General features: G+C 46.1%; 11 protein-coding genes. 5 read left to right on the top strand and 6 right to left on the bottom strand.

The window, feature by feature from the left end:
* Positions 1–5 precede the first annotated feature (5 nt).
* Together F752_RS0120710 and F752_RS0120705 are read right to left on the bottom strand one after the other, a co-directional pair.
* Positions 6–1,142 (bottom strand): AI-2E family transporter, encoded by a 1,137-nt coding sequence (locus tag F752_RS0120710; protein WP_017733666.1) that lies wholly within the window; start codon positions 1,140–1,142, stop codon positions 6–8.
* 61 nt (positions 1,143–1,203) lie between these two features.
* Positions 1,204–1,539 carry a DUF3276 family protein gene (locus F752_RS0120705; protein ID WP_017733665.1) on the bottom strand — a complete coding sequence of 112 codons (336 nt, stop codon included), beginning with the start codon at positions 1,537–1,539 and terminating at the stop codon, positions 1,204–1,206.
* A gap of 127 nt (positions 1,540–1,666) precedes the next feature.
* On the opposite strand from F752_RS0120705, the gene F752_RS25615 reads away from it, so the two are divergent.
* Together F752_RS25615 and F752_RS0120695 are read left to right on the top strand one after the other, a co-directional pair.
* Positions 1,667–2,116: a septal ring lytic transglycosylase RlpA family protein gene (locus F752_RS25615; RefSeq protein WP_017733664.1), complete on the top strand. Its 450-nt coding sequence runs from the start codon at positions 1,667–1,669 to the stop codon at positions 2,114–2,116.
* Between the two features lie 156 nt (positions 2,117–2,272).
* Positions 2,273–3,178, top strand: coding sequence for a DUF58 domain-containing protein (locus tag F752_RS0120695; RefSeq protein WP_017733663.1), 906 nt, complete (start codon positions 2,273–2,275; stop codon positions 3,176–3,178).
* 151 nt (positions 3,179–3,329) lie between these two features.
* Here the strand turns inward: F752_RS0120695 and F752_RS0120690 are convergent, their stop codons facing one another.
* Positions 3,330–3,677: a 4Fe-4S dicluster domain-containing protein gene (locus F752_RS0120690; protein WP_026135889.1), complete on the bottom strand. Its 348-nt coding sequence runs from the start codon at positions 3,675–3,677 to the stop codon at positions 3,330–3,332.
* Between the two features lie 203 nt (positions 3,678–3,880).
* Here F752_RS0120690 and F752_RS0120685 point away from each other — a divergent pair, with 203 nt between their 5' ends.
* A complete protein-coding gene (locus tag F752_RS0120685; protein WP_026135888.1) occupies positions 3,881–4,888 on the top strand; it encodes an acyl-CoA reductase in 1,008 nt (335 codons plus the stop codon).
* A 4-nt stretch (positions 4,889–4,892) separates the two neighbouring features.
* Positions 4,893–6,221: a short-chain fatty acid transporter gene (locus F752_RS0120680; protein WP_017733660.1), complete on the top strand. Its 1,329-nt coding sequence runs from the start codon at positions 4,893–4,895 to the stop codon at positions 6,219–6,221.
* 16 nt (positions 6,222–6,237) lie between these two features.
* Here the strand turns inward: F752_RS0120680 and F752_RS0120675 are convergent, their stop codons facing one another.
* The 3 genes from F752_RS0120675 to F752_RS0120665 form a co-directional block, all read right to left on the bottom strand.
* Positions 6,238–6,870 carry a DUF3267 domain-containing protein gene (locus F752_RS0120675; RefSeq protein WP_017733659.1) on the bottom strand — a complete coding sequence of 211 codons (633 nt, stop codon included), beginning with the start codon at positions 6,868–6,870 and terminating at the stop codon, positions 6,238–6,240.
* A gap of 154 nt (positions 6,871–7,024) precedes the next feature.
* Entirely contained in the window at positions 7,025–16,438 is a 9,414-nt protein-coding gene (locus tag F752_RS0120670; RefSeq protein ID WP_017733658.1) for a T9SS type B sorting domain-containing protein, read from the bottom strand.
* 12 nt (positions 16,439–16,450) lie between these two features.
* Positions 16,451–16,957, bottom strand: a complete 507-nt coding sequence (locus F752_RS0120665) for a hypothetical protein (protein ID WP_017733657.1) — start codon at positions 16,955–16,957, stop codon at positions 16,451–16,453.
* A 588-nt stretch (positions 16,958–17,545) separates the two neighbouring features.
* On the opposite strand from F752_RS0120665, the gene F752_RS0120660 reads away from it, so the two are divergent.
* A complete protein-coding gene (locus tag F752_RS0120660; RefSeq protein ID WP_017733656.1) occupies positions 17,546–19,813 on the top strand; it encodes an aconitate hydratase in 2,268 nt (755 codons plus the stop codon).
* Positions 19,814–19,959: the final 146 nt, after the last annotated feature.

Here is a 19,959-nt window from a genome sequence, read left to right as displayed (position 1 = left end):
TATATTTAACTCTTCGTTTTAAATACTCTGTACTGGCTGTATCCTTTGTAAAATTCAAGGAAAGATACCCTCACCACTGTATAGGCGGGTACGGCCAGCACCATCCCCAGGATTACATTATCCATTTGAGCTCCCAGAGATGCGCCTGCAAATATAACAAGAAAAATTTCTAATGGGTGGGCCTTTACGCTTTTTGAGAAAATTAAGGGCTGCAGTAAAAGGTTGTCGATGAGCTGTACAGTGCCAAAAACAGCCAATATCTTTACGATCAGGAAAAGATAGCCATCCAGATTCGGAATATCTGCTGAAGTGGAAACGGCCACTACTATACCAAAGGCGGCTCCCAGCAGCGGACCGGCATACGGAATAATATTGGCGACGGCGGCAAAAACAGCTATCGTAAGGGCATAATTTACTCCTACTATACTCAGGCCAAGGGAAGCAAGGCTAAAGATAGCAAACATCTGAAAGAATAAGCCCAGCAGATAGTTGGAGAGCAGTTTCTCTATTTTATAAACTGCCGCAATAGATACTTCGAAGTACTGATTGGGAATAAGGGCAATAAGATTTTTCCGCACCAGGCCTTTTTCCTGCAGGAGAAAATAAGTAATAAAGAGCACGGCCATCAGGCCTATAAAAATATTACCCGTAAGGGCAAGCAGGCTATTGACAATACTTTGTATTTCCAGGTTCTGGAAAATATGGTTCATGTACCCTCTTACGCCCTCCACAATAAATCCAGGCTCCCGCTGCATGAGCCCATGCTCAAGCATAAATTCTTCGAAGATAGTAATGGGCCTGGTAAACTGATCGTAAAGTTTCTCGTAGTTGATAGTAGCCAGTACCTCTACCTGGTCGGAAACCAGCGGAATAAACTGGACCACGAACAGGATGAGAATCAGGAAGAGAACAAGAAAGGAAAACAGAATAGCCAAACCCCTGGGCAGCCGGAGCCCGATAAACTGGGTTCGGGATAGGCTGGTTACCATGGGCCGCAAAAGCGTGGCTAATACCAGCGAAATAAGCAGGTAAATAAGAATATTGGCGAATAACCAGGTAGCAAGCAGGAAAAGACCTACCACTACAGCAAGAACAATAAGCGAGCTTTTAATCAGCTCAATTTTAGGATTAAAACTGGCCATACACCAAATAAGAAAAGCCCTCGTACAAATACAAGGGCTTCCGGTTAAATATTATGAGGGGTTAGTCCCAGCTAAGATCGGTATCCAGCTCGGCCCCTTCGTCTTCTTCTTTGTTGTTGTATTGTGAAAAGTCGTATTCCGGCATCAACTCGGTTTTCACATGGTCAACCGAATCTTTTAAGGCTTCGAGAAACTTTTCGAAATCTTCCTTATACAGAAAGATTTTATGTTTCTCATACACATAGCCATCGTCCTTTAAGCGCCGCTTGCTTTCCGTAATGGTTAGGTAGTAGTCATTGGAACGGGTAGACTTAACATCGAAAAAATAAGTGCGTTTACCAGCTCTAACTCTTTGGCTATAGATTTCTGCCTTTTCTGTTTCCTTATTCTCTTCCACGATACATTATTTTATATGAAAACCTAAAATTATAAGAATTTAAAGGAAATAATTGATATAATTTCGTTTTAAAGATATGGATAAATAAATTATCACGAAACAAAACTAAAAAAAATATTCCAACAAAATGAATAAGCTACTGTTACTCATCGTTATACCGCTCCTGTTTAGCGCTTCCTGCGGCCCGTCCGAAGAAGAAAATGCTAACGGTGCAGATACATTTTCTACAGAACCACTGGTTTTTGAGAAGACGTCCAACCCCATTGAGGAGAAACAAGATAAGATTCTCCCACAGGAAGGGCGGGCTTCTTTTTATGCCAACAGCTTCCAGGGTAAGCCTACTGCCAGCGGCGAACTTTATGATTCATCCGCTTTTACCGCTGCCCACAAAACCTTACCTTTCGGTACGCGGGTAAAGGTAACAAATCTGCGCAACAATAAAAGTGTAGTCGTTACGATTAATGACAGGGGCCCTTTTCATCAAAAGCGGATTATCGACCTTTCGAAGGCAGCTGCACATGAACTGGGCTTTATTGACCGAGGCACTACAAAAGTAAGGCTCGAAGAAGTGGAGTAGTGAAGTCGGGAATGTGAGAACCAGGAAGAGTATTAAAATAGAAGGTTTACGCTTCCGCCGGATTACACAAACCAGGTTATGCTCATGTTTATCTCCTGTTTCAGATTCCCTCTTCCACCTTCTGGATTTTTAGTTCATAATTTTTAATTATCCTCCATGACCATAGACCTGGAAAGCATCCGCCAAACCGCAAATCTGGAGCTTCTGGCCCGGCAACTGGTAGAAGGTTTTATTACCGGCCTCCATAAATCGCCCTACCACGGCTTTTCGGTTGAGTTTGCAGAACACCGCCTCTTTAATGCCGGCGAAAGCACCCGCCATATCGACTGGAAGGTATATGCCCGCACAAACCGCCTCTATACCAAACGCTATGAAGAGGAAACCAACCTCCGCTGTCAGTTGCTAATCGACAACTCCTCCTCTATGTACTACCCTCAGGAGGGGAAAGGAAAAATATCTTTCAGCATTTTATGTGCCGCCTCACTTGCTTACCTGCTCCAGCGGCAGCGCGATGCGGTCGGCCTTACGGTTTTTTCAGATAAGGTAGAATTTGCCAGTGAGGTAAAATCCACTCCCACGCACCTGCAAAAACTGTTTTCCCATATGCAGCAGATGCTCCGGCAAAACCCCTCCGGACAACAAACCAAAGTAGCAGAGGTCATTCACCGGATAGCTGAAAAAATCCATAAACGCTCACTGGTCATTCTGTTTTCCGATATGTTTAGCCAGGAGGAGGCGATAGATGATATATTCTCTGCCCTGCAGCACCTTCGCCACAATAAGCACGAGGCGCTGGTCTTCCATGTTACCCACCAGCCGACTGAGCTAAACCTGGCATTTGAAGACCGCCCGTATCGTTTTATTGATGTGGAAAGCAGGCAGGAAATTAAACTGAATCCGGCCCAGATTCGTGAGCAGTACCAGAAAAATATGCAGCAGTACTACCAGGAGCTAAAGCTTCGTTGTATGCAGCTAAAAATTGATTTTGTGGAGGCCAATATTGAGCAGGACTATCAGAAGGTCCTCAGTACCTATTTAAGTAAACGGGGAAAGATGCGGTGAAATAATTATGGGACTGGAGAGGTGAGAACGGAGACTTAACTTTTTCTACCAACCAATCACCAATCTTAAAAACAAAACAGGCTGTCCTTCCGGTGCAGCCTGTTTTGCTTTTATAATCCTTTATCTATTGACTGTAATCTTCTATCTTTCCCTACTCCTTATGCATCCATGCTTTTTTAGCCAGCAGCTCTTCTTCTGATTCGCGGTGGTCGGGGTCATCTACGCAGCAGTCTACAGGGCAAACAGCGGCACACTGCGGCTCTTCATGAAAGCCCATACACTCGGTACATTTGCCTGTTACGATATAGTAGAATTCATCTGAAACAGGTTCCTGAGGGGCATTCCCTTCCACGACTGTTCCATCTTCCAGTTTAACTTCTTTTAAATCCGTGCCACCGCTCCAGGTCCATTCCATGCCACCTTCATAAATGGCAGTGTTCGGACATTCGGGCTCACATGCACCACAGTTGATGCATTCATCGGTGATCATTATTGCCATAGGATATATCTTCTTTTGATGTATTAAAATTTAGATTTGATTTTCCAACTAAACAAAGCCAAATGGTTTATGTTTGCCTGTAAAAATCTTCACAAAAATAATCAGTATTTTTGTAAATCATGCAGCCAGAGCCGAAAAATACAATTCTGGTGCAAAAGAGAGCTGCTACCAAGCAGCCACTTTTTAATAACAGACGAATAATCATGACACTCTCAAACCGTATTGCTGCACTGGCAGCATTAGGCCAGCTGGTCCGTAACTTTTCAGACGAAGAAAAAGAACAACTGTATTATAAAGCAGCTGCCCATAATAGCTGGTTTACCAGAGAAAATGTGCTTTTGGCCCTTGATGGTATTAGCCGGTACCTTGATGAGGAAAAGCTTAAGCAGTGGCTCAGCCGGTACGATCTGCCTGACGAAAATCCTGCCCCTAAAAAAGTTGGGGTGGTAATGGCGGGGAACATTCCCCTGGTTGGCTTTCATGATTTTCTGTCGGTGTTAGTAACTGGCCATATTCTTTATGCGAAGTTAAGCTCTCAGGACCCGGCCCTCCTGCCCTTCCTGGCGAATGAACTATGCGAAATTGAACCGGCCTTTCGTAAGCAAATCAATTTTGCAGATAAGCTCACAGGCATGGATGCCATGATTGCCACCGGCAGCGATAACTCCTCGCGCTATTTTGAATATTACTTCAGTAAGCTGCCGCACATTATCCGCAAGAACCGCAGTTCCTGTGCGGTTCTAGATGGCAGCGAAAGTACTGATGAACTCTTTCGGCTAGGACTGGACATTACCCAGTACTTTGGCCTGGGCTGCCGAAATGTGAGCAAGCTTTTTGTACCGGAAAATTATAATTTCTCTCCCCTGCTCGATGCACTGGAGCCTTATAACAGCTTGAGGAACCACCATAAATATGTTAATAATTACGACTACAATAAATCAATTTACCTGGTAAACAGGGTTGCCCACCTCGACAATGGCTTTTTAATGCTAAAGGAAGACCAGGCGTTTGTATCTCCAATATCAGTAGTGTATTATGAGCACTACAGCAGTAAAGAAGAATTACAGGAAAAGCTGAATTCACAGGCGGCTAAAATACAATGTGTTGTAGGACATGAAGACGGGCAAATCAACTTTGGAACAGCACAGGAACCCGAACTGTGGGATTATGCTGACGGAGTAGATACGCTGGAGTTTTTAACTCAACTATAAGCCCATGCACGCCAACTGGTACGTTCGTTTTGTCCACAACTACCTGCCATCGCCCTTTAGCATCGCCACCATTCTTATGGTACTGGCTTTTGCGATTTGCCTGATTTTTACCCTGAGTGGCCCAATGGAAGTATTGGGGTACTGGTACGAAGGTTTTTGGGAACTGCTGGCTTTTTCCATGCAAATGGTGCTCATTCTGGTGCTGGGCCATGCCCTGGCCCTAACGCCTGCCGCACAAAGAGCTATTCGTCTCCTGACAGGCTATGCCAGCAGCAGCGGCCGGGCAGCCGCATTAGCAGGTTTTGCCGCAATGTTCGTCGGCTTTATCAACTGGGGGCTTTGCCTTATTTTTGGCGCTATTCTGGCCCGTAAAATAGGAGAAAGAGCAAAAGCGGAGGGTATATCCATTAATTACCCTTTGGTGGCTGCAGCAGGCTACAGTGGCATGATGGTTTGGCATGGCGGTTTTTCAGGTTCTGCCCCTTTGGTAGTAGCCGAGGAGGAACACTTCCTGGCAGCCCTCATCGGGCAAATTCCCATTAGTGAAACCCTGCTTTCGCCCCTGAATATGGTGGCTTTTCTCCTGCTCCTTTCACTTATTCCCGCAGTTTTGTATTGGGTAGGCAAAAAATCAGGCCCGGGGCAATTTCCGGAATTTTCCGGAGAAGACTCCGGCAATATCTCTTTCAGCGCCCACACCCCTGCCGAAAAAGTAGACCAACAGCCTTACCTTGCTTGGCTTTTGGGAGGTGCTATATTAATTCTGACTTTTTATACTGCCTGGTCGGCAGAGGGTCGTAATCCTTTAGGATTCCTGGACCTTAACTTTATTAATTTTTTACTTTTTGGGCTCGGACTGCTGCTCCATGGTTCCGTTGCCCGCTTCCTGTGGGCTGTACAGGAGGCGGTTGCCGGCGCCTCAGGCATCATTATCCAGTTTCCGTTGTATGCTGGCATTATGGGTATAATGAAGTACTCAGGGCTAATTACAGCCTTCTCCGGAATCTTCGTTTCCTTCTCCACACCAGATACCCTTCCCATCTTCACCTTTTTCAGTGCCGGCCTGGTGAATATATTTGTTCCGAGTGGTGGAGGACAATGGGCAGTACAGGGCCCGGTGGTGGTACAGGCGGCAGATGCCCTGGGTGTACCTGCCAGCAAGGTAATTATGGCCCTGGCTTATGGCGATGGACTCACTAACATGCTGCAACCCTTCTGGGCTCTTCCTCTCCTGGGCTTTACCAGGCTCGATGCGCGGGATATTCTGCCTTACAGCAGCCTTATTATGCTTTTGGGAGGCTCTATTTACCTGCTCTGCCTTTGGCTTTTTTAAGTGGCTAATTAACTTCTTATGCCTTTACAGGAGACTTCTCATACTTCTGCTCATTAGCGGCATACACAATGCAGCCAATTTTAACAGGATGGTCCTGTACAAAGCTTTCCTTTGATTCTTTCCGAAGCATCCAAATCATAATAAAATCGCCACCGGCCGCAAGGGTAAAGGTAAGGCCAAAAAGCAGCCAGCCTAAACTCCCGCTGATAATGCCGTAAACAGAAGGAGCAAATCCCAGTAGCACAGCGGGCATAACTGCTCCCAGGAGGTAAGGACGAAGAGCCAGCGGCTCTTTGCAATGGCAGTAGGGGGTCAGGAATTCCCACATTACTCCATAACGGATAGAACGATGGCCGTTTTTACAGAAAAGGGACCAGGTGATGCCGTGGATAAGCTCATGCAGGACCACCCCAACGGCCATTATAAGGATAATCATGAGCGGACTCAGTAACAGCCATTCCGACCAGGCATCCATAAAAGCAGTAAAGTTAGAGAGACTAAACTTTTCATGCCAGATAAGGACATAAGGCAAACCAAACAACAGCAGAATCGGAAGAACAAAAAGAAGAGCGTATAAATTTGCTTCCACTGCTCCTATAGTCAGCTCCTTCTGGTGAGCCTGCTCCATTTGCATTCTGTCATTTTCCATTTCCAGATGTTTTTCCCATATAGTATTTCTGGCTACCTACGGCTATTCCAGCTTCAATTTTTTAACACCAGGATACTTACCTTAATATAATCATAAACATCCTGAAAAAAAAGCTGTGCAGATAAACCGCACAGCTTCTAAAATTTATGGCTGCTTAAGGTCGGGTTCCCCGCCTTATTTCTACCCAACCTTTCATTTCTGTTCCTTCCCCACCCGCGACCAGCAGATGGTAGTAATAAACTCCATCTTCCATATCGCTACCGGTCCAGTCGTTCTGGTAATTTTTAGTACTGTATACCACCTTACCCCAACGGTTCGTAATAATCAGCCTCGTACCGCTTGGCGGGATATTCCGAACATAGAATACTTCGTTATAGCCGTCATTATTAGGAGTAATTACATTCGGTATAAAGAGGCTCTCATCGTGTGCAATGGTATCCTGGATAAAGAACGTACAGCCATTGGCATCGCTCACGTACAGTTCGTAAACACCTGCAGGCAAACCTTCATAAGTATGTTCGAAAGTAGCTTCAATCGGGTTGTACTGCACGGTGTCCTCTTCTGAAACATACTGCTGGCCCGGGAAGAGCGGTTCGACGAGATAGATACTGCTCAGGTAAGGCTCCTGCCCACTATTGGTTTGTACCGCCAGTTTCAGCTTAGCGGAGCCTCTTTCCGGGAAGGATTTTGTCTTCTCCACCACTTCGGCATACAACATGCTTGGGTTCTCCTCAATCCGGAAAGCAACAGGCTCTGAAGTTTCAATGCCTTCACAGCCACCCTGCTCCTGGCTCACCATCATTCGATAAATACCGGCAGGTAAATCTGATATCCGGTAAACACCTTCCTTACCATTATTTACGACATACTCTGCATTTTCAATGGTCCGCTCTCTTACCAGGCGGTCATTCTGGTAAATACTGATAATGTAGGCCGCATTCCGCGCCCCTGAAAGCTCGGTTACTGTTACTCCTCCCACTGCATCTACACAGTAGATATGTTCCGGTGTATGGGTGAAGGTAATCGCACTTGGCATTTCAGAGTCTTCAATGACAATACCACTGATATTCTCAGGACAGCCTTTACGGTCCACATTGCGCACTTCTATGGAGTAAGTCCCATTTTCCATTCCATACTGGTACAGCTCGCCCTGCGTAAAGCGAATGGCTTCAAGCCCAGGCACCACCACATATTCACCGGTCTCATTCCTTTTGGAGATAGAGGCTTCAAATTCTCCTTCAACCTCTGTTAAGTCTGGATTAATGCTCGCATATAAGCCTGCTTTGAGGCCTGGGTTTTCGCAATCGTATGGTATTAATTCATAGTCAATCGCTATCAGACCAGGAGAACCCACTCTAATTTCGCGGGTAATTTCACATGTTCCATCTGTTACCACAACATTGTACTGTCCACGGATAAGACCCTCAAATGGTACCGATGGGTCAAAGTCGCGGAAGCTCTGCTCATTCTGCAGTTTTATCCTGTAAGGACCTCCATTGCCACCCTCAATCTCATTAATCCAGATTTTACCCATGTCGTCGTTGCAATTGGCATCTTCGGTATCGAAGCTTACAATTTCCAGCGGCGGATACAGGCTCATAATTTCGACAGTGGCCGAGGTCATACATTCGTCTCCCTCGTTATCCCTTACCAGAACGGTATTAAGACCGGCAGGAAGGTTATTGAAGTCGAGCAGACGACCAGGCACAGTAACCCAGCCTTCTTCCTCAGAAATTTTATACTGGAAAGGCTCATTACCGCCTGTAATTTCAAGCCTTGCTTTACCCATTTCCTCTCCGTGGCAGGTAACGTCTCCATTAGCTGCTTTGGTTAAAGTTGCGGAGATGCGCGGTGCCATTGGCAGGCTGATGCTATCTAGTGAGCAGGAATTACCTGCTGCATCCACGATAGATAAAGACCCGTAAGTGTTGGCCGGGATGTTCTCTATATCCACTTCCACCACATCGCCATGGAGTACCTCAGGTATGCTGGTTTCAGTAAAGGTATAGCGAACTGTATAAGGTGATACACCTCCGCTCACTGCATACTTCAGGTAACCATTGTTCTCACCGCAGCTTGGCTCATCTTTCTGTAACAGTTCAATGCTAAAGGCATTACAGTTAAATTCACCGCCTCCGCCGCCGTCAGCACAATCCTCTTCAGATTTGATGACAATAGTATAGGCAGTTGAAGTAGCTTCTTTGGCAGAAAAACACAGATTGGTTTCGGCATCTGTAGTAATGGTTACCCATACCTGTGCATTCGCCGCCGGATTATTATGTGTATAGGCATTGGAAAGTCCACTCTGCATTTCTACAGCCACTTCTCCTTCTTTCTGTACATACCAGGTATAAACCGGCTCCTCTCCTGCGTTTGTTGCTACAGCCGTAAAGTTGATGCTAGTATCGGGGCATACACCATCTGCACCGGCAGAGCTGTTTAAACTAACGCTCGGCGCAAGAGCTTCTGCTACAGGAATCTGGTACTCTGCCGTACCTGGTGCTAAAACGCAGGCAAGGCTCTCATCCAGCTCCGCCATCAGCTCCAGGCGGCTATTTTCCGTCAGTTCACTAATAGCGATACTGAAGCTTAGGGCGGCTTCGCTGCTTTCTGGTTCCAGCGTGGCTGTCTGCATCAGTACACCATCGAGGTACCAGCTAAGATTAGTTACCAGTCCCTGGGCTCTCCAGTCGATGTAGGTGCCGGTGGCATTAAAGGTCACCTGGCCTTCGCTACTTAAGCAGACAGGGTCTACCGGATTGATTGAGAGAGTCGCCTGCACCTGGCTGCTAATGCTTAGTGCTACGCTCTGTTCTATCGTTTCCACGCCGTTGCAGGCATTAGCTTCATCATTGATATTTACAAGCAGGCTTACTTCAGCTCCATCGGTAAAACCTTCTGCCCTGCTATAATCGAATGTAATTCCGGTTCCTATTTCTGTTCCTTCATAAAACCAGGTATAGCTGGCATTCGGCCCTACCTCTACGGTATCGGCACGAAGGCTAATGGTGGTAATATCTTCACAAAGGACTGTTCCCGGCAGTATTTCGATACTGGCTGTAGGTGTAAAATCACACGCAGGGGCGCAGTCTGCATCGCCATTGATGGTTAAATCCATGCTGGCAGCTTCACTGGTTCCACAACGTTCTGTGGTCTGGGTTACGAGGTACGTATAGGTACCTGCCTCGCTAACCTCTGGAGTATAAGTACTTGTTCCTTCTGCTACAAGGCTATCGGCATGTACCGCTCCTTTGTACCAGCGGATCACACTTCCTTCAAGCATGTTCGAGGCTGTAAATTCAGGGTTAGCCTCGCCTATACAAACTGTTTCAGCAGTACTACTCAATGTTACGGGAGCAAGCTCCGGCATTTCAATATTAAAGTAATTGCTAACGGGATTTTCTGTCGCACATTCCAGGTCCACATTTACACTTACGCTTACTGAATCCTGATCGGCATAATTGCTAAGCGTTAAAACAGCGCCGGTTTCACCTTCCAGCAGGGTACCATTCAGGAACCAGGTGTAGGTTGGATTTTCACCATTATTTACTACTCCAGCCTCTAACTGCAGACTTTCTGTTCCACAGTTTATTTCACTCAGGGCATTTATGTCTACGCGTGAGCTAATCTCTTCGGAAATGGTAACCACCACCTCATCTTCAGCTGAGCAGCCGGATTCGATATGAGTTACTCTTACTCTATAATTTCCGGTCTGACTAACCGTATCGGTTTGAGTAGTTGCACCTGTATTGATCCACTCAATGAAATAGCCATCGGCGGGATTGTAGCCGGCATTCAGTACCACCTCAGCAGGGCTGCATCGAACAATGTCGGGGCCTAAGTTTACTACCGGTGTGGCCAGGGTCGTAATAGTTACACTATCCACCAGGCTGGTACAGCCGTTAATGGTCTGGCTTGCATAGAAAGTAGTATCGGTAGTTATCCTGTCGCTACCGGTAAGAGCGGTCAGCTCCAGAGTACTTCCTTCATTAATAAACAGGCTTTGGGCCGCATCGGCATACCAGCGAATGTTTTCGCCTTCTGCCACTATTACCGGCAGGGGTTCATTACCACAGCGGGTAATATCCTCCGGTATTACCGGTGCTACCGTACTCCTGATGATTACTTCAAGGGTATCGGCCCGGCCAGGATTACAGCTGCCCAGCTGCTGGGTTGCCAGCAGGTAAATGGTGTCGGCGACTTCTGCAGTTGTATAGCTAAGGGTATTTCCCTGCTGCAGGAATGTTTCTTCACTGATAGCATTCAGATACCAGCGGATGTTTTCGCCTTCTGCCACCACGCTAATGGTTTCTTCACCACACACTTCCAGCTGTGCTGCTTCAATAACAGGTGCCTGTAGCCATGGTGTGCTGATGATGAGTGTATCGCCCGCATTTTCTGCAGCCACACAGCTACTGCTGACATCAGGCTGCACGACTACATGGATGGTATCGCCTTCCGCAAAGTTGGTGAGCCTGAGTGTATCGCTGTTTACCCCTACTCTCTTGGTATTTAAATACCACTGATAATCGGGGGCCGCGCCTGCATTTTGTGCATTCGCCACGACTACAAATTCTGTTCCGCTGCAGCTTTCATCTTCCAGTAGGTCAATTTCAACACTGGCTGCAATCGGTTCTCCTATATTAATGTTGACGGTATCGGTGCCTACGCATCCACTGCTGCGGCTGCTTACTTCTACAGCATAACTTCCACTTTCTGTAACGGTAATGGTCTGCGTAGTTTCCCCTGTACTCCAGCTTATCGCATAATCGGCTATATCAAATCCTGCATCTAAAACAGCTGATTCTGTTTCGCAGCGATCCGGCCCTAAATTTACCACTACCGGAGGGTGGGTCGATGAAATTTGCAGGGTATCGCTAATGCTACAGTTGAGGGCATCGTATACCGTAAGTGGGTAATTACCAGCAGGAAGATTGCTTACCGTAAACTGATCTTCCGCCACGGAAAGAGTATGCCAAACGTAACGGTAGCTTCCTGCACCACCTGCTACACTTACTGAAATACTGCCGGTGCTGTCGGAAGGACAGCTAACATTCTGGATATTATCAACAGTAAGAATTAACTGCTCCGGTTGGGTGATAGTAACACTATCGCGGGCAACACAGCTATTGGCATCTGTTACATTCACAAAATACTTACCAGCAGCAAGCTGATAAATGTGGGAGGTATCGGTCGCAAGAACTTCTGCATTACTGTTCGTCCACACAATAGAATAATCTTCCACTCCTCCACTGATGCTAACAGTAGCCGTACCTGTGCTGTCACCAAAACAGCTTACATCTTCCTGATTCACCTCCAGCACGATTGGCTGTGGTTGTGTAATCTCGAATGTATCACGTATGCTGCATCCGGCCACATTCGTCACTTCCACCCAATACTCGCCTGCTGGCTGATTATCTATACGGCTGGTTGTGGCGCCAGTATTCCACAGGAAGGTGAAGGTCGTTTCATCTGCCTCAACTGCCAGCTCATTATAATAAGCCACGAGTGCCGAAATACTACCGGTAGAATCGTCTGCACATTTTACAGATGTAATGCTCGCGCTCAGGCTGTCCATTACATATTTACTCAGGTCTATCTGCACCACCACACTGTTCTGGCTAATGCCGCAGCTATCGATTGAACGCAGGCGCAGGTAATAATTAACCGGCTCTAACCCATTCACTAATTCCGTGGTATCAGTTGTACTGAAGGCATTGTACCCTTCGACAAAATTTTCAAAAGCAGCATCTGTTGCAAGATCGAGTGCATAACTCTCTGCACCAGCCACTTTATTCCAGGCTACGGTAAAGCCATCGCAATTTTCTTCTGTAATGGTGATATTTTCCGGTGCTGCCACAGTTTCAGGCAGAGTAACATTGGTCACTGCACTATTTTCTGCAGCTCCGCAAGCATTAAGAGCAGTTACCTCAATATAATACGTGGCTCCTCCGCTCAGGCCACTGATGGTAGCAGTTGTTACCGAAACAGTATCGGAACCTACACCGCTTTCAAAAGCAGGGTCTGCTGACCAGCGAATCTGATAGGCCTGAGAATTCACTGTACCGTCCCACCCTACGGAAATTTCGCTACACGCGATTGTCGTGGCCTGTAAATTTGCAGGTACTCCGGCAGGTACATCATTTACGCTAACATTTACTTCGCCACTAAAGCTGGTTGTACAGCTGCTGGCATCGGCAAAAGAAACAACCCTATACACCTGGCCTTCAGATGGTTGCACTGAAACAGATAAGATATTTTCTGTAATTCCACTCAGCGAAGTGGTATCTGTTCCATTCGTATAGGCTAGTTCGAAAGGTGCAGTCCCGCTAAAGTTAAATTGCAGGCTGATGCTTTCTCCCTTACAAATAGTAGTGGCATCGGTGGTGCTTAATGTAGCAACCGGAGACTGATAAACCGTAATTGATTCATTATCAGTTACTGTAGCGCCATTTCCACAAAGCATTGTAGAATTGTCCTGCGTAACTGCAACGCTTACATTGTAAACAGAATCGGAAGGAGGGTTCGCAACGGTAAATGTAGCTTCCGTTTCACCTTTCTGCTCTACCCCATCGATGAACCAGCGAATTCCCGGATTATCTCCTCCATTGGTTATGCTGGCGTTAAAGACAAATTCGTTCGTGGTGCCGCAGGCCTCTGCCTGATCAACTGACAGCTCAACCGAAACAGCATCGACAGGATTTACCTGTACACTCATTGAATCAATCGAAGAGCAGCCAAGTGTGGAAGTGATACTATAATATATAGTATACAGGCCGGCAGTATCGGGGCTAAAGTTTCCTTCAGCAGAAATAACACCTGCCACACTGGAACTAAAGGTTCCCCCTGCTACTGTCGGGCTGTAGCTTACCGGCACCTCAGCCAGGCAAACAGTGGCCGGGCCGGTAAAGGTGACATCTGGAGCAGATTCAACTTTTATGCCTGCTTTGTTGGAATTTACAGTTTCGCCTGTTCCACATTCAATGGTTCCCTGCGTCAGCTGAACGTAAACTGTATCGCCATCTGCCGGTGAGTAGGTATAAGCTGTTTCATTAATTCCGCTGAGCACTGCTAGCTCATTTACAAACCAGGTATACGTAGCATCCGTACCTGCATTGGTAGCAGAAGCGGTAAAGTTTACTTCAGCACCTTGGCACACTTCAGCAGAAACTGGTGTAATGTTCACCAGTGGTATTGAACTTTCATTTACTGTAATGGTAGCTGATTCTCCGGCAACTGTTCGGCTGCACTTTTCATCTGCCACACTTATAATCGTATAGGTAGTGGTAACAGCAGGGCTAACCGTCAGCTCCATTGAAGCAATTGCACTTGCAAGAGTTAGGGTATCTGTTCCATTCGAATACTGCACTGAAAATGGTGCAGTTCCTGTAAAGTTGAGAGTAAGCGTTGCGTCGCCACCTTCGCAGATGGTTGCATCTTCGGCAATACTGGCAGTTGGCTGCTCATTTACGGTAATGGCCTGCACAGGACTTAACACTGTTTCGCCTGTTCCACAATCTAAGGTACCCTGTGTAAATTCCAGGTAAACCTCATCTCCATCTTTGGGCTCGAAAGTATAAGTGTCGGTATTATTATCGGCCACCAGCTCTCCATTCAGGTACCAGTTATAAGTAGGATTGGTACCTCCGTCCGTAACATCAGCCGAAAAGGTTACACTGTTGCCTGCACAAACCTCTGTTTCACTCACCTTCAGGTTTAGAACCGGAGCCCTCATGGGGTTTACCGTAATCGTATTTTGAGCAGAATTTTCACAGCTGGAGGAATCAACTGTGTAAGTGTAAGTAATTGAATGAGTGCCTGCTTCTACTGCGAATGGTTTAAAAAAGTAGGTGCCCAGAGAATCCACAACACCAGGACCGGAATACACACCACCGGCAGGAGTGCCTCCGCTTAATTCAAAAGGCTTATCCTCTGCACAAACATCTGCAAAGCCGGCTAAAGTCACCTCAGGCAGCGGATTTACAGTAAGGGTAGATTCTGCAAAATTGGTACAGCCATTGGCGTCGGTATAGGTATAGGTAATAATATGGTCGCCCTCCCCTGCATCAGCAGGATTGAACCAGCCTGTGCTGCTATCTACCCCTTTACCACTGTAAGTACCACCAGCAGGTGTACCGCCGGACAAAGCAAAGGCAGGGTCTTTGTCACATACATCGCTAAAGGCAGCCAGGGTAACGGCAGGAAGCGCATTAACAGTAATGGTGGCAGTTTCTGAAAGAGCCTGCTCGCAACCGGTACTTCCTTTAATATTTATAAGCTTAACGCTTACATTTGCCTGGAGGCTGTCAAATGAAATCAGATAAAAATCCTCATTAATACCTGTTACAGTGGTTTCTTCTCCATTTGCTTCATAGGTTAGCTCATAAGGGGCTACTCCGCTAAGGTTTACCCGCAGGGCAGCATCCTCATTCTGGCATACTTCCAAAGCATTGGTCGCAAAAACCGCTTCAGGGTTTTCAATAACGGGAATGTGAAAAGGAAAAGCCTCACTGGTACAACCATTGAGCTGCTGAGTAGCATAATAAGTAAAGGCTATGCCTCCTGTAGCTGTTGAAAAGGCAGGATCTGACTCAGGATCGAAAGTGTTGCCGCTCCCTACCTGGGTAGTAAGGGCTGCATCGGAATAGATAAGGATGTTTTCGCCTTCCAGAGTAACTACTGGTGCATCGGTATCTTCGCAAACCGGGGAAATGACAGCCGCCGGAGTAGGAGGATTAGGCACTTCGTTTACGGTAATTACAATAGTTTCGGTTGTAGAACAGCCATTTACCTCATAAAATACATTTACAGACACAGAAGATGAAGCAGAGCCTTCATCAAAAACAACCGCTGAAGGATCAAAATTATTTCCTGAAACTCCTTCTCCTGTAAATGTAAATTCTCCCCCGTTTACAGAGGGAGTAGCATAGGCTGTTAAATCTATTAATCCTTCATCTGAACATAATGGTGCGGGATTGATTGTTGTAAGGGAAAGCTGATCATCAATAGTGAAGGTAATTTCATCAGAACAACTTGTTCCTTCATCAAAAACAGTTAAGGTATATTCTCCGCCTGCTAAATTTCTTATTGGTAGAGAAACAAAAGTGTTTCCGCCATCGAAAGAATAACTATAATTACCAGTTCCTCCACTTACCGAAAGAGAAATACCTCCAGAGGGAGTTTCATCCTGACAGGTGTTATGGGTTAGTACATAATCATCAATAGAAACAGCACTGGTGGCAACTAATGACACATTGTTAGATGAAGCCTGTCCGGCAGAGTTAGAGACTACCACAAGAATGTTCCCCGGGTTCATCTGATCCACTACAAATGGCTCTCCCTGTGTAATAGGAACTCCATTTATCGCCTGCCCATTTCTGCTACCAAAAACATAGAGGCTAAATTCAGGTGCTCCTGCAGTTACCAACACCTCAAATGAACCATTAGACTGGCCATCGCAGGGATGCTTAATATTATTTATCTCGAAAACAGGTACCTGGCTAAATGCAGTAAATCCTGTTAGGATGAAGATAAGCGTAAAAAAGTTCTTAAAGTAGAAATGCTTCATAGCTTACAGGTTTTACTTAATAGTGACAGTGATATTTTCCGAACACTCACTGGCATCCTTCACAATTATATGAAAAGTACCGGCAGGTAAACCTGAGTGGGAAGAGGTGTTTCTCATCGCTTCTGTATCTAAGCCCGGACCAAACCAGTAATAAGTATAGGGCACTTTGCCTCCTGTTACCTGCAACGAAAGGCTGGCCAAGTTTTCTGCTGCTTTTTCCTGAGTGTATTTCAGCACAAGCGGGGCTGGTTGAGCAGCAAAATTAAACACTCTACTAATAGACTTCCCCTGGGCATCCTCTACCACACACTCATAGGTACCTGAAGTCAAACCTTCCCGGAAACCTCCACTTGTTCCATCTTTCCACCTGTAACTATAAGGTTCTTTCCCTCCTTCAGCCTTTAGTGAAATAACATGACCTTCGCCCGAACAGGGATGTTCTATAACATTGGCATTTAACTTCAATGGCTGCTCCTGGGCTGCCAGACTGGTACAAATAAAAAAGACCAAAAGCAGCATGGAGAGGCTCCTGCTAACTTTTCTTATCAGTAAACAGCTATAATTGTTCATTTCAATCATATCATGTAAGGCAGATACAGCTATATCAAATTAATCAGACTGTAAATATGATTTGAATAATCGTTTAGAAAAATTGAATTAAAGCGAAATTACTACATCTGAGTATTATCGTATTCCTTTGCATGAATGCCGCTGCAGTCAGCAAAAGCACCCACAAATCAAAAAAGTTAGGCTGACTGGCTTCCGTTTTAAAGTAAAATCTCACCACCAGCAGGACAATCCACTTATACTCAAACAGTTATTACCTAAAAAAACAAAGTTCCCTTCCTGCCTCTGAGGCAACCTCTCCACTATCCTTCTCCCTTCACTCGTTTTACCAGCTCACGGTCACCCTACAATTTTTCCCATTCTGTTCAGATTTTAAATCTGAAATGTAATAAAATTCATTCTTTTGCAGGTTGCCATCACCTGGCTCCCTACAGAAGTAGCGCAGGCAATTTTAAAATAAGCCAAATTTTGTAACTTTGCGCTGCCTACCAATGTTAAGTTGACAGGTTGAGTACTTTTAAACGATAAAATTTTTATAAAATGGCTTTTGACATAGACATGATCAAGGCTGTTTACGATCGGATGGATGATCGTATTAAAGCAGCAAGAAAAATAGTGGGCCGCCCACTAACTTTAACTGAAAAGATTCTGTACTCTCACCTTTCTCAGGGAACACCAACCGAATCTTATGGCCGCGGCAAATCTTATGTGGAGTTTGCTCCTGATCGCGTAGCTATGCAGGATGCCACCGCCCAAATGGCACTGCTGCAGTTTATGCAGGCCGGCAAAAAGCAGGTTGCGGTTCCTTCTACTGTTCACTGCGACCACCTTATTCAGGCCGAAACCGGTGCCGCAGCGGACCTTAAGAAAGCAGTTGATGTAAATAAAGAGGTTTATGATTTCCTTTCCTCTGTATCTAATAAATATGGCTTAGGCTTCTGGAAGCCAGGTGCCGGTATTATCCACCAGGTAGTGCTGGAAAATTATGCATTCCCGGGGGGTATGATGATTGGTACTGACTCTCACACCCCTAATGCCGGCGGCCTTGGAATGGTGGCCATTGGGGTTGGTGGTGCCGATGCAGTAGATGTAATGGCAGGCATGCCCTGGGAGCTTAAGTTCCCTAAAGTAATTGGTGTGAAGCTAACCGGAAAAATGAGCGGCTGGACCAGTGCCAAAGACGTAATTCTTAAAGTAGCAGGTATCCTTACTGTAAAAGGTGGTACCGGCTATATTGTAGAATACTTTGGCGAAGGTGCTGATTCTATTTCCTGTACGGGTAAGAGTACCATTTGTAATATGGGGGCCGAAATTGGTGCAACTACCTCGCTCTTTAACTACAGCGACAAAATGCGCGAATACCTGGAGGCAACTGACCGTGCCGATGTGGCTAAATTAGCTGATGCGCGCAGCGAAAACCTTCGTGCCGATGAGGAGGTATATGGCGATCCGGAGAAATATTTCGACCAGCTGATTGAAATCAACCTGGACGAACTGGAGCCGCATATCAATGGCCCTTTCACGCCGGATGCCGCATGGCCACTTTCTGAGTTTGCCAAGGCAGTAAAAGATAAAGGCTGGCCACAGGAGCTTGAAGTAGGTCTTATTGGCTCTTGTACTAACTCTTCTTACGAAGATATGACCCGCTCGGCTTCTGTAGCCCAGCAGGCAGTAGATAAAAAGCTGAAGGCAAAATCGGAATTTACCGTAACGCCAGGTTCCGAAATGGTTCGCTATACGGCTGAACGCGACGGACTGCTGCAGGTATTCGAAGGCATGGGTGGTGTAGTCCTTGCTAATGCCTGCGGACCTTGTATTGGCCAGTGGGCGCGCCACATGAAGGATCCTTCACGTAAAAACTCTATTCTTACGTCCTTTAACCGGAATTTTGCCAAGCGTAACGACGGCAACCCAAATACCCACGCTTTTGTAGCTTCTCCGGAAATTGTAACCGCCATGGCTATTGCCGGTGACCTTACCTTTAACCCGATGAAGGACACTATTAAGAATGAAAATGGTGAGGATGTAATGCTGGATGAGCCAAGAGGTATTGAGCTGCCAACCAAAGGTTTTGCAGTTGAAGACGCCGGCTACCAGCCACCTGCCGAAAATGGCGAGAATGTAGAAGTTAAAGTAGCTCCTGATTCGGACCGCTTACAGATATTGGAAGGCTTTAAACCAAATACTCCGGAACTGTATAAAGGACTGAAACTGCTTATTAAAGCAAAAGGCAAGTGTACTACCGACCACATCTCCATGGCCGGACCATGGCTGAAGTATCGTGGCCACCTGGACAACATCTCCAATAATATGCTCATTGGGGCTGTTAACTTCTTTAACGAGGCTACTAACAAAGTAAAGAACCAGCTTACCGGTGAGTTTGGGGAAGTACCGGCTACCGCCCGTGACTATAAGAAAAACAATATAGGCTCAGTGGTAGTAGGGGACGACAACTATGGCGAAGGCTCTTCTCGTGAGCATGCGGCAATGGAACCTCGCCACCTGGGTGTTCGTGTAATTCTGGTAAAATCTTTTGCCCGTATCCACGAAACAAACCTGAAGAAGCAAGGTATGCTGGGCATTACCTTTGCCGATCCGAGCGACTACAACAAAGTACAGGAAGATGATACCATTGATATCCTCGGTCTGGATAACTTTAAGCCGGAAACACCATTAACGGTAAGGCTTACCCATGCTGATGGTTCAACAGATGAGTTCAAAGCAAACCACACCTATAACGAAGGGCAAATCGCCTGGTTCTGGGCCGGTTCTGCACTGAACATGATTAAGCAGCAACAGGGAGCATAATCCACTGCTTAAACAAGCAGGCATATTGCTCTTTTGTAAATATCCAAAAAAAGCAGGCTGACGAAATTCGTCAGCCTGCTTTTTTATGGGTACTTGTCCCGTCCTGAAATAGCGATACACAAAAAGAAACGTTATGAGACAAGGAG

Source organism: Nafulsella turpanensis ZLM-10 (assembly GCF_000346615.1).
Taxonomy (GTDB): Bacteria; Bacteroidota; Bacteroidia; order Cytophagales; family Cyclobacteriaceae; genus Nafulsella; species Nafulsella turpanensis.
Note: the sequence above shows the minus strand (reverse complement) of the source record. Positions and strands in the feature narration are given on the sequence as shown.

Excerpts from the sequence above, each read along its gene's own strand:
- F752_RS0120710 (WP_017733666.1), bottom strand. The coding sequence starts at position 1,142 with ATGGCCAGTTTTAATCCTAAAATTGAGCTGATTAAAAGCTCGCTTATT.
- F752_RS25615 (WP_017733664.1), top strand. The coding sequence starts at position 1,667 with ATGAATAAGCTACTGTTACTCATCGTTATACCGCTCCTGTTTAGCGCT.
- F752_RS0120695 (WP_017733663.1), top strand. The coding sequence starts at position 2,273 with ATGACCATAGACCTGGAAAGCATCCGCCAAACCGCAAATCTGGAGCTT.
- F752_RS0120690 (WP_026135889.1), bottom strand. The coding sequence starts at position 3,677 with ATGGCAATAATGATCACCGATGAATGCATCAACTGTGGTGCATGTGAG.
- F752_RS0120685 (WP_026135888.1), top strand. The coding sequence starts at position 3,881 with ATGACACTCTCAAACCGTATTGCTGCACTGGCAGCATTAGGCCAGCTG.
- F752_RS0120680 (WP_017733660.1), top strand. The coding sequence starts at position 4,893 with ATGCACGCCAACTGGTACGTTCGTTTTGTCCACAACTACCTGCCATCG.
- F752_RS0120675 (WP_017733659.1), bottom strand. The coding sequence starts at position 6,870 with ATGGAAAATGACAGAATGCAAATGGAGCAGGCTCACCAGAAGGAGCTG.
- F752_RS0120670 (WP_017733658.1), bottom strand. The coding sequence starts at position 16,438 with ATGAAGCATTTCTACTTTAAGAACTTTTTTACGCTTATCTTCATCCTA.
- F752_RS0120665 (WP_017733657.1), bottom strand. The coding sequence starts at position 16,957 with ATGCTGCTTTTGGTCTTTTTTATTTGTACCAGTCTGGCAGCCCAGGAG.
- F752_RS0120660 (WP_017733656.1), top strand. The coding sequence starts at position 17,546 with ATGGCTTTTGACATAGACATGATCAAGGCTGTTTACGATCGGATGGAT.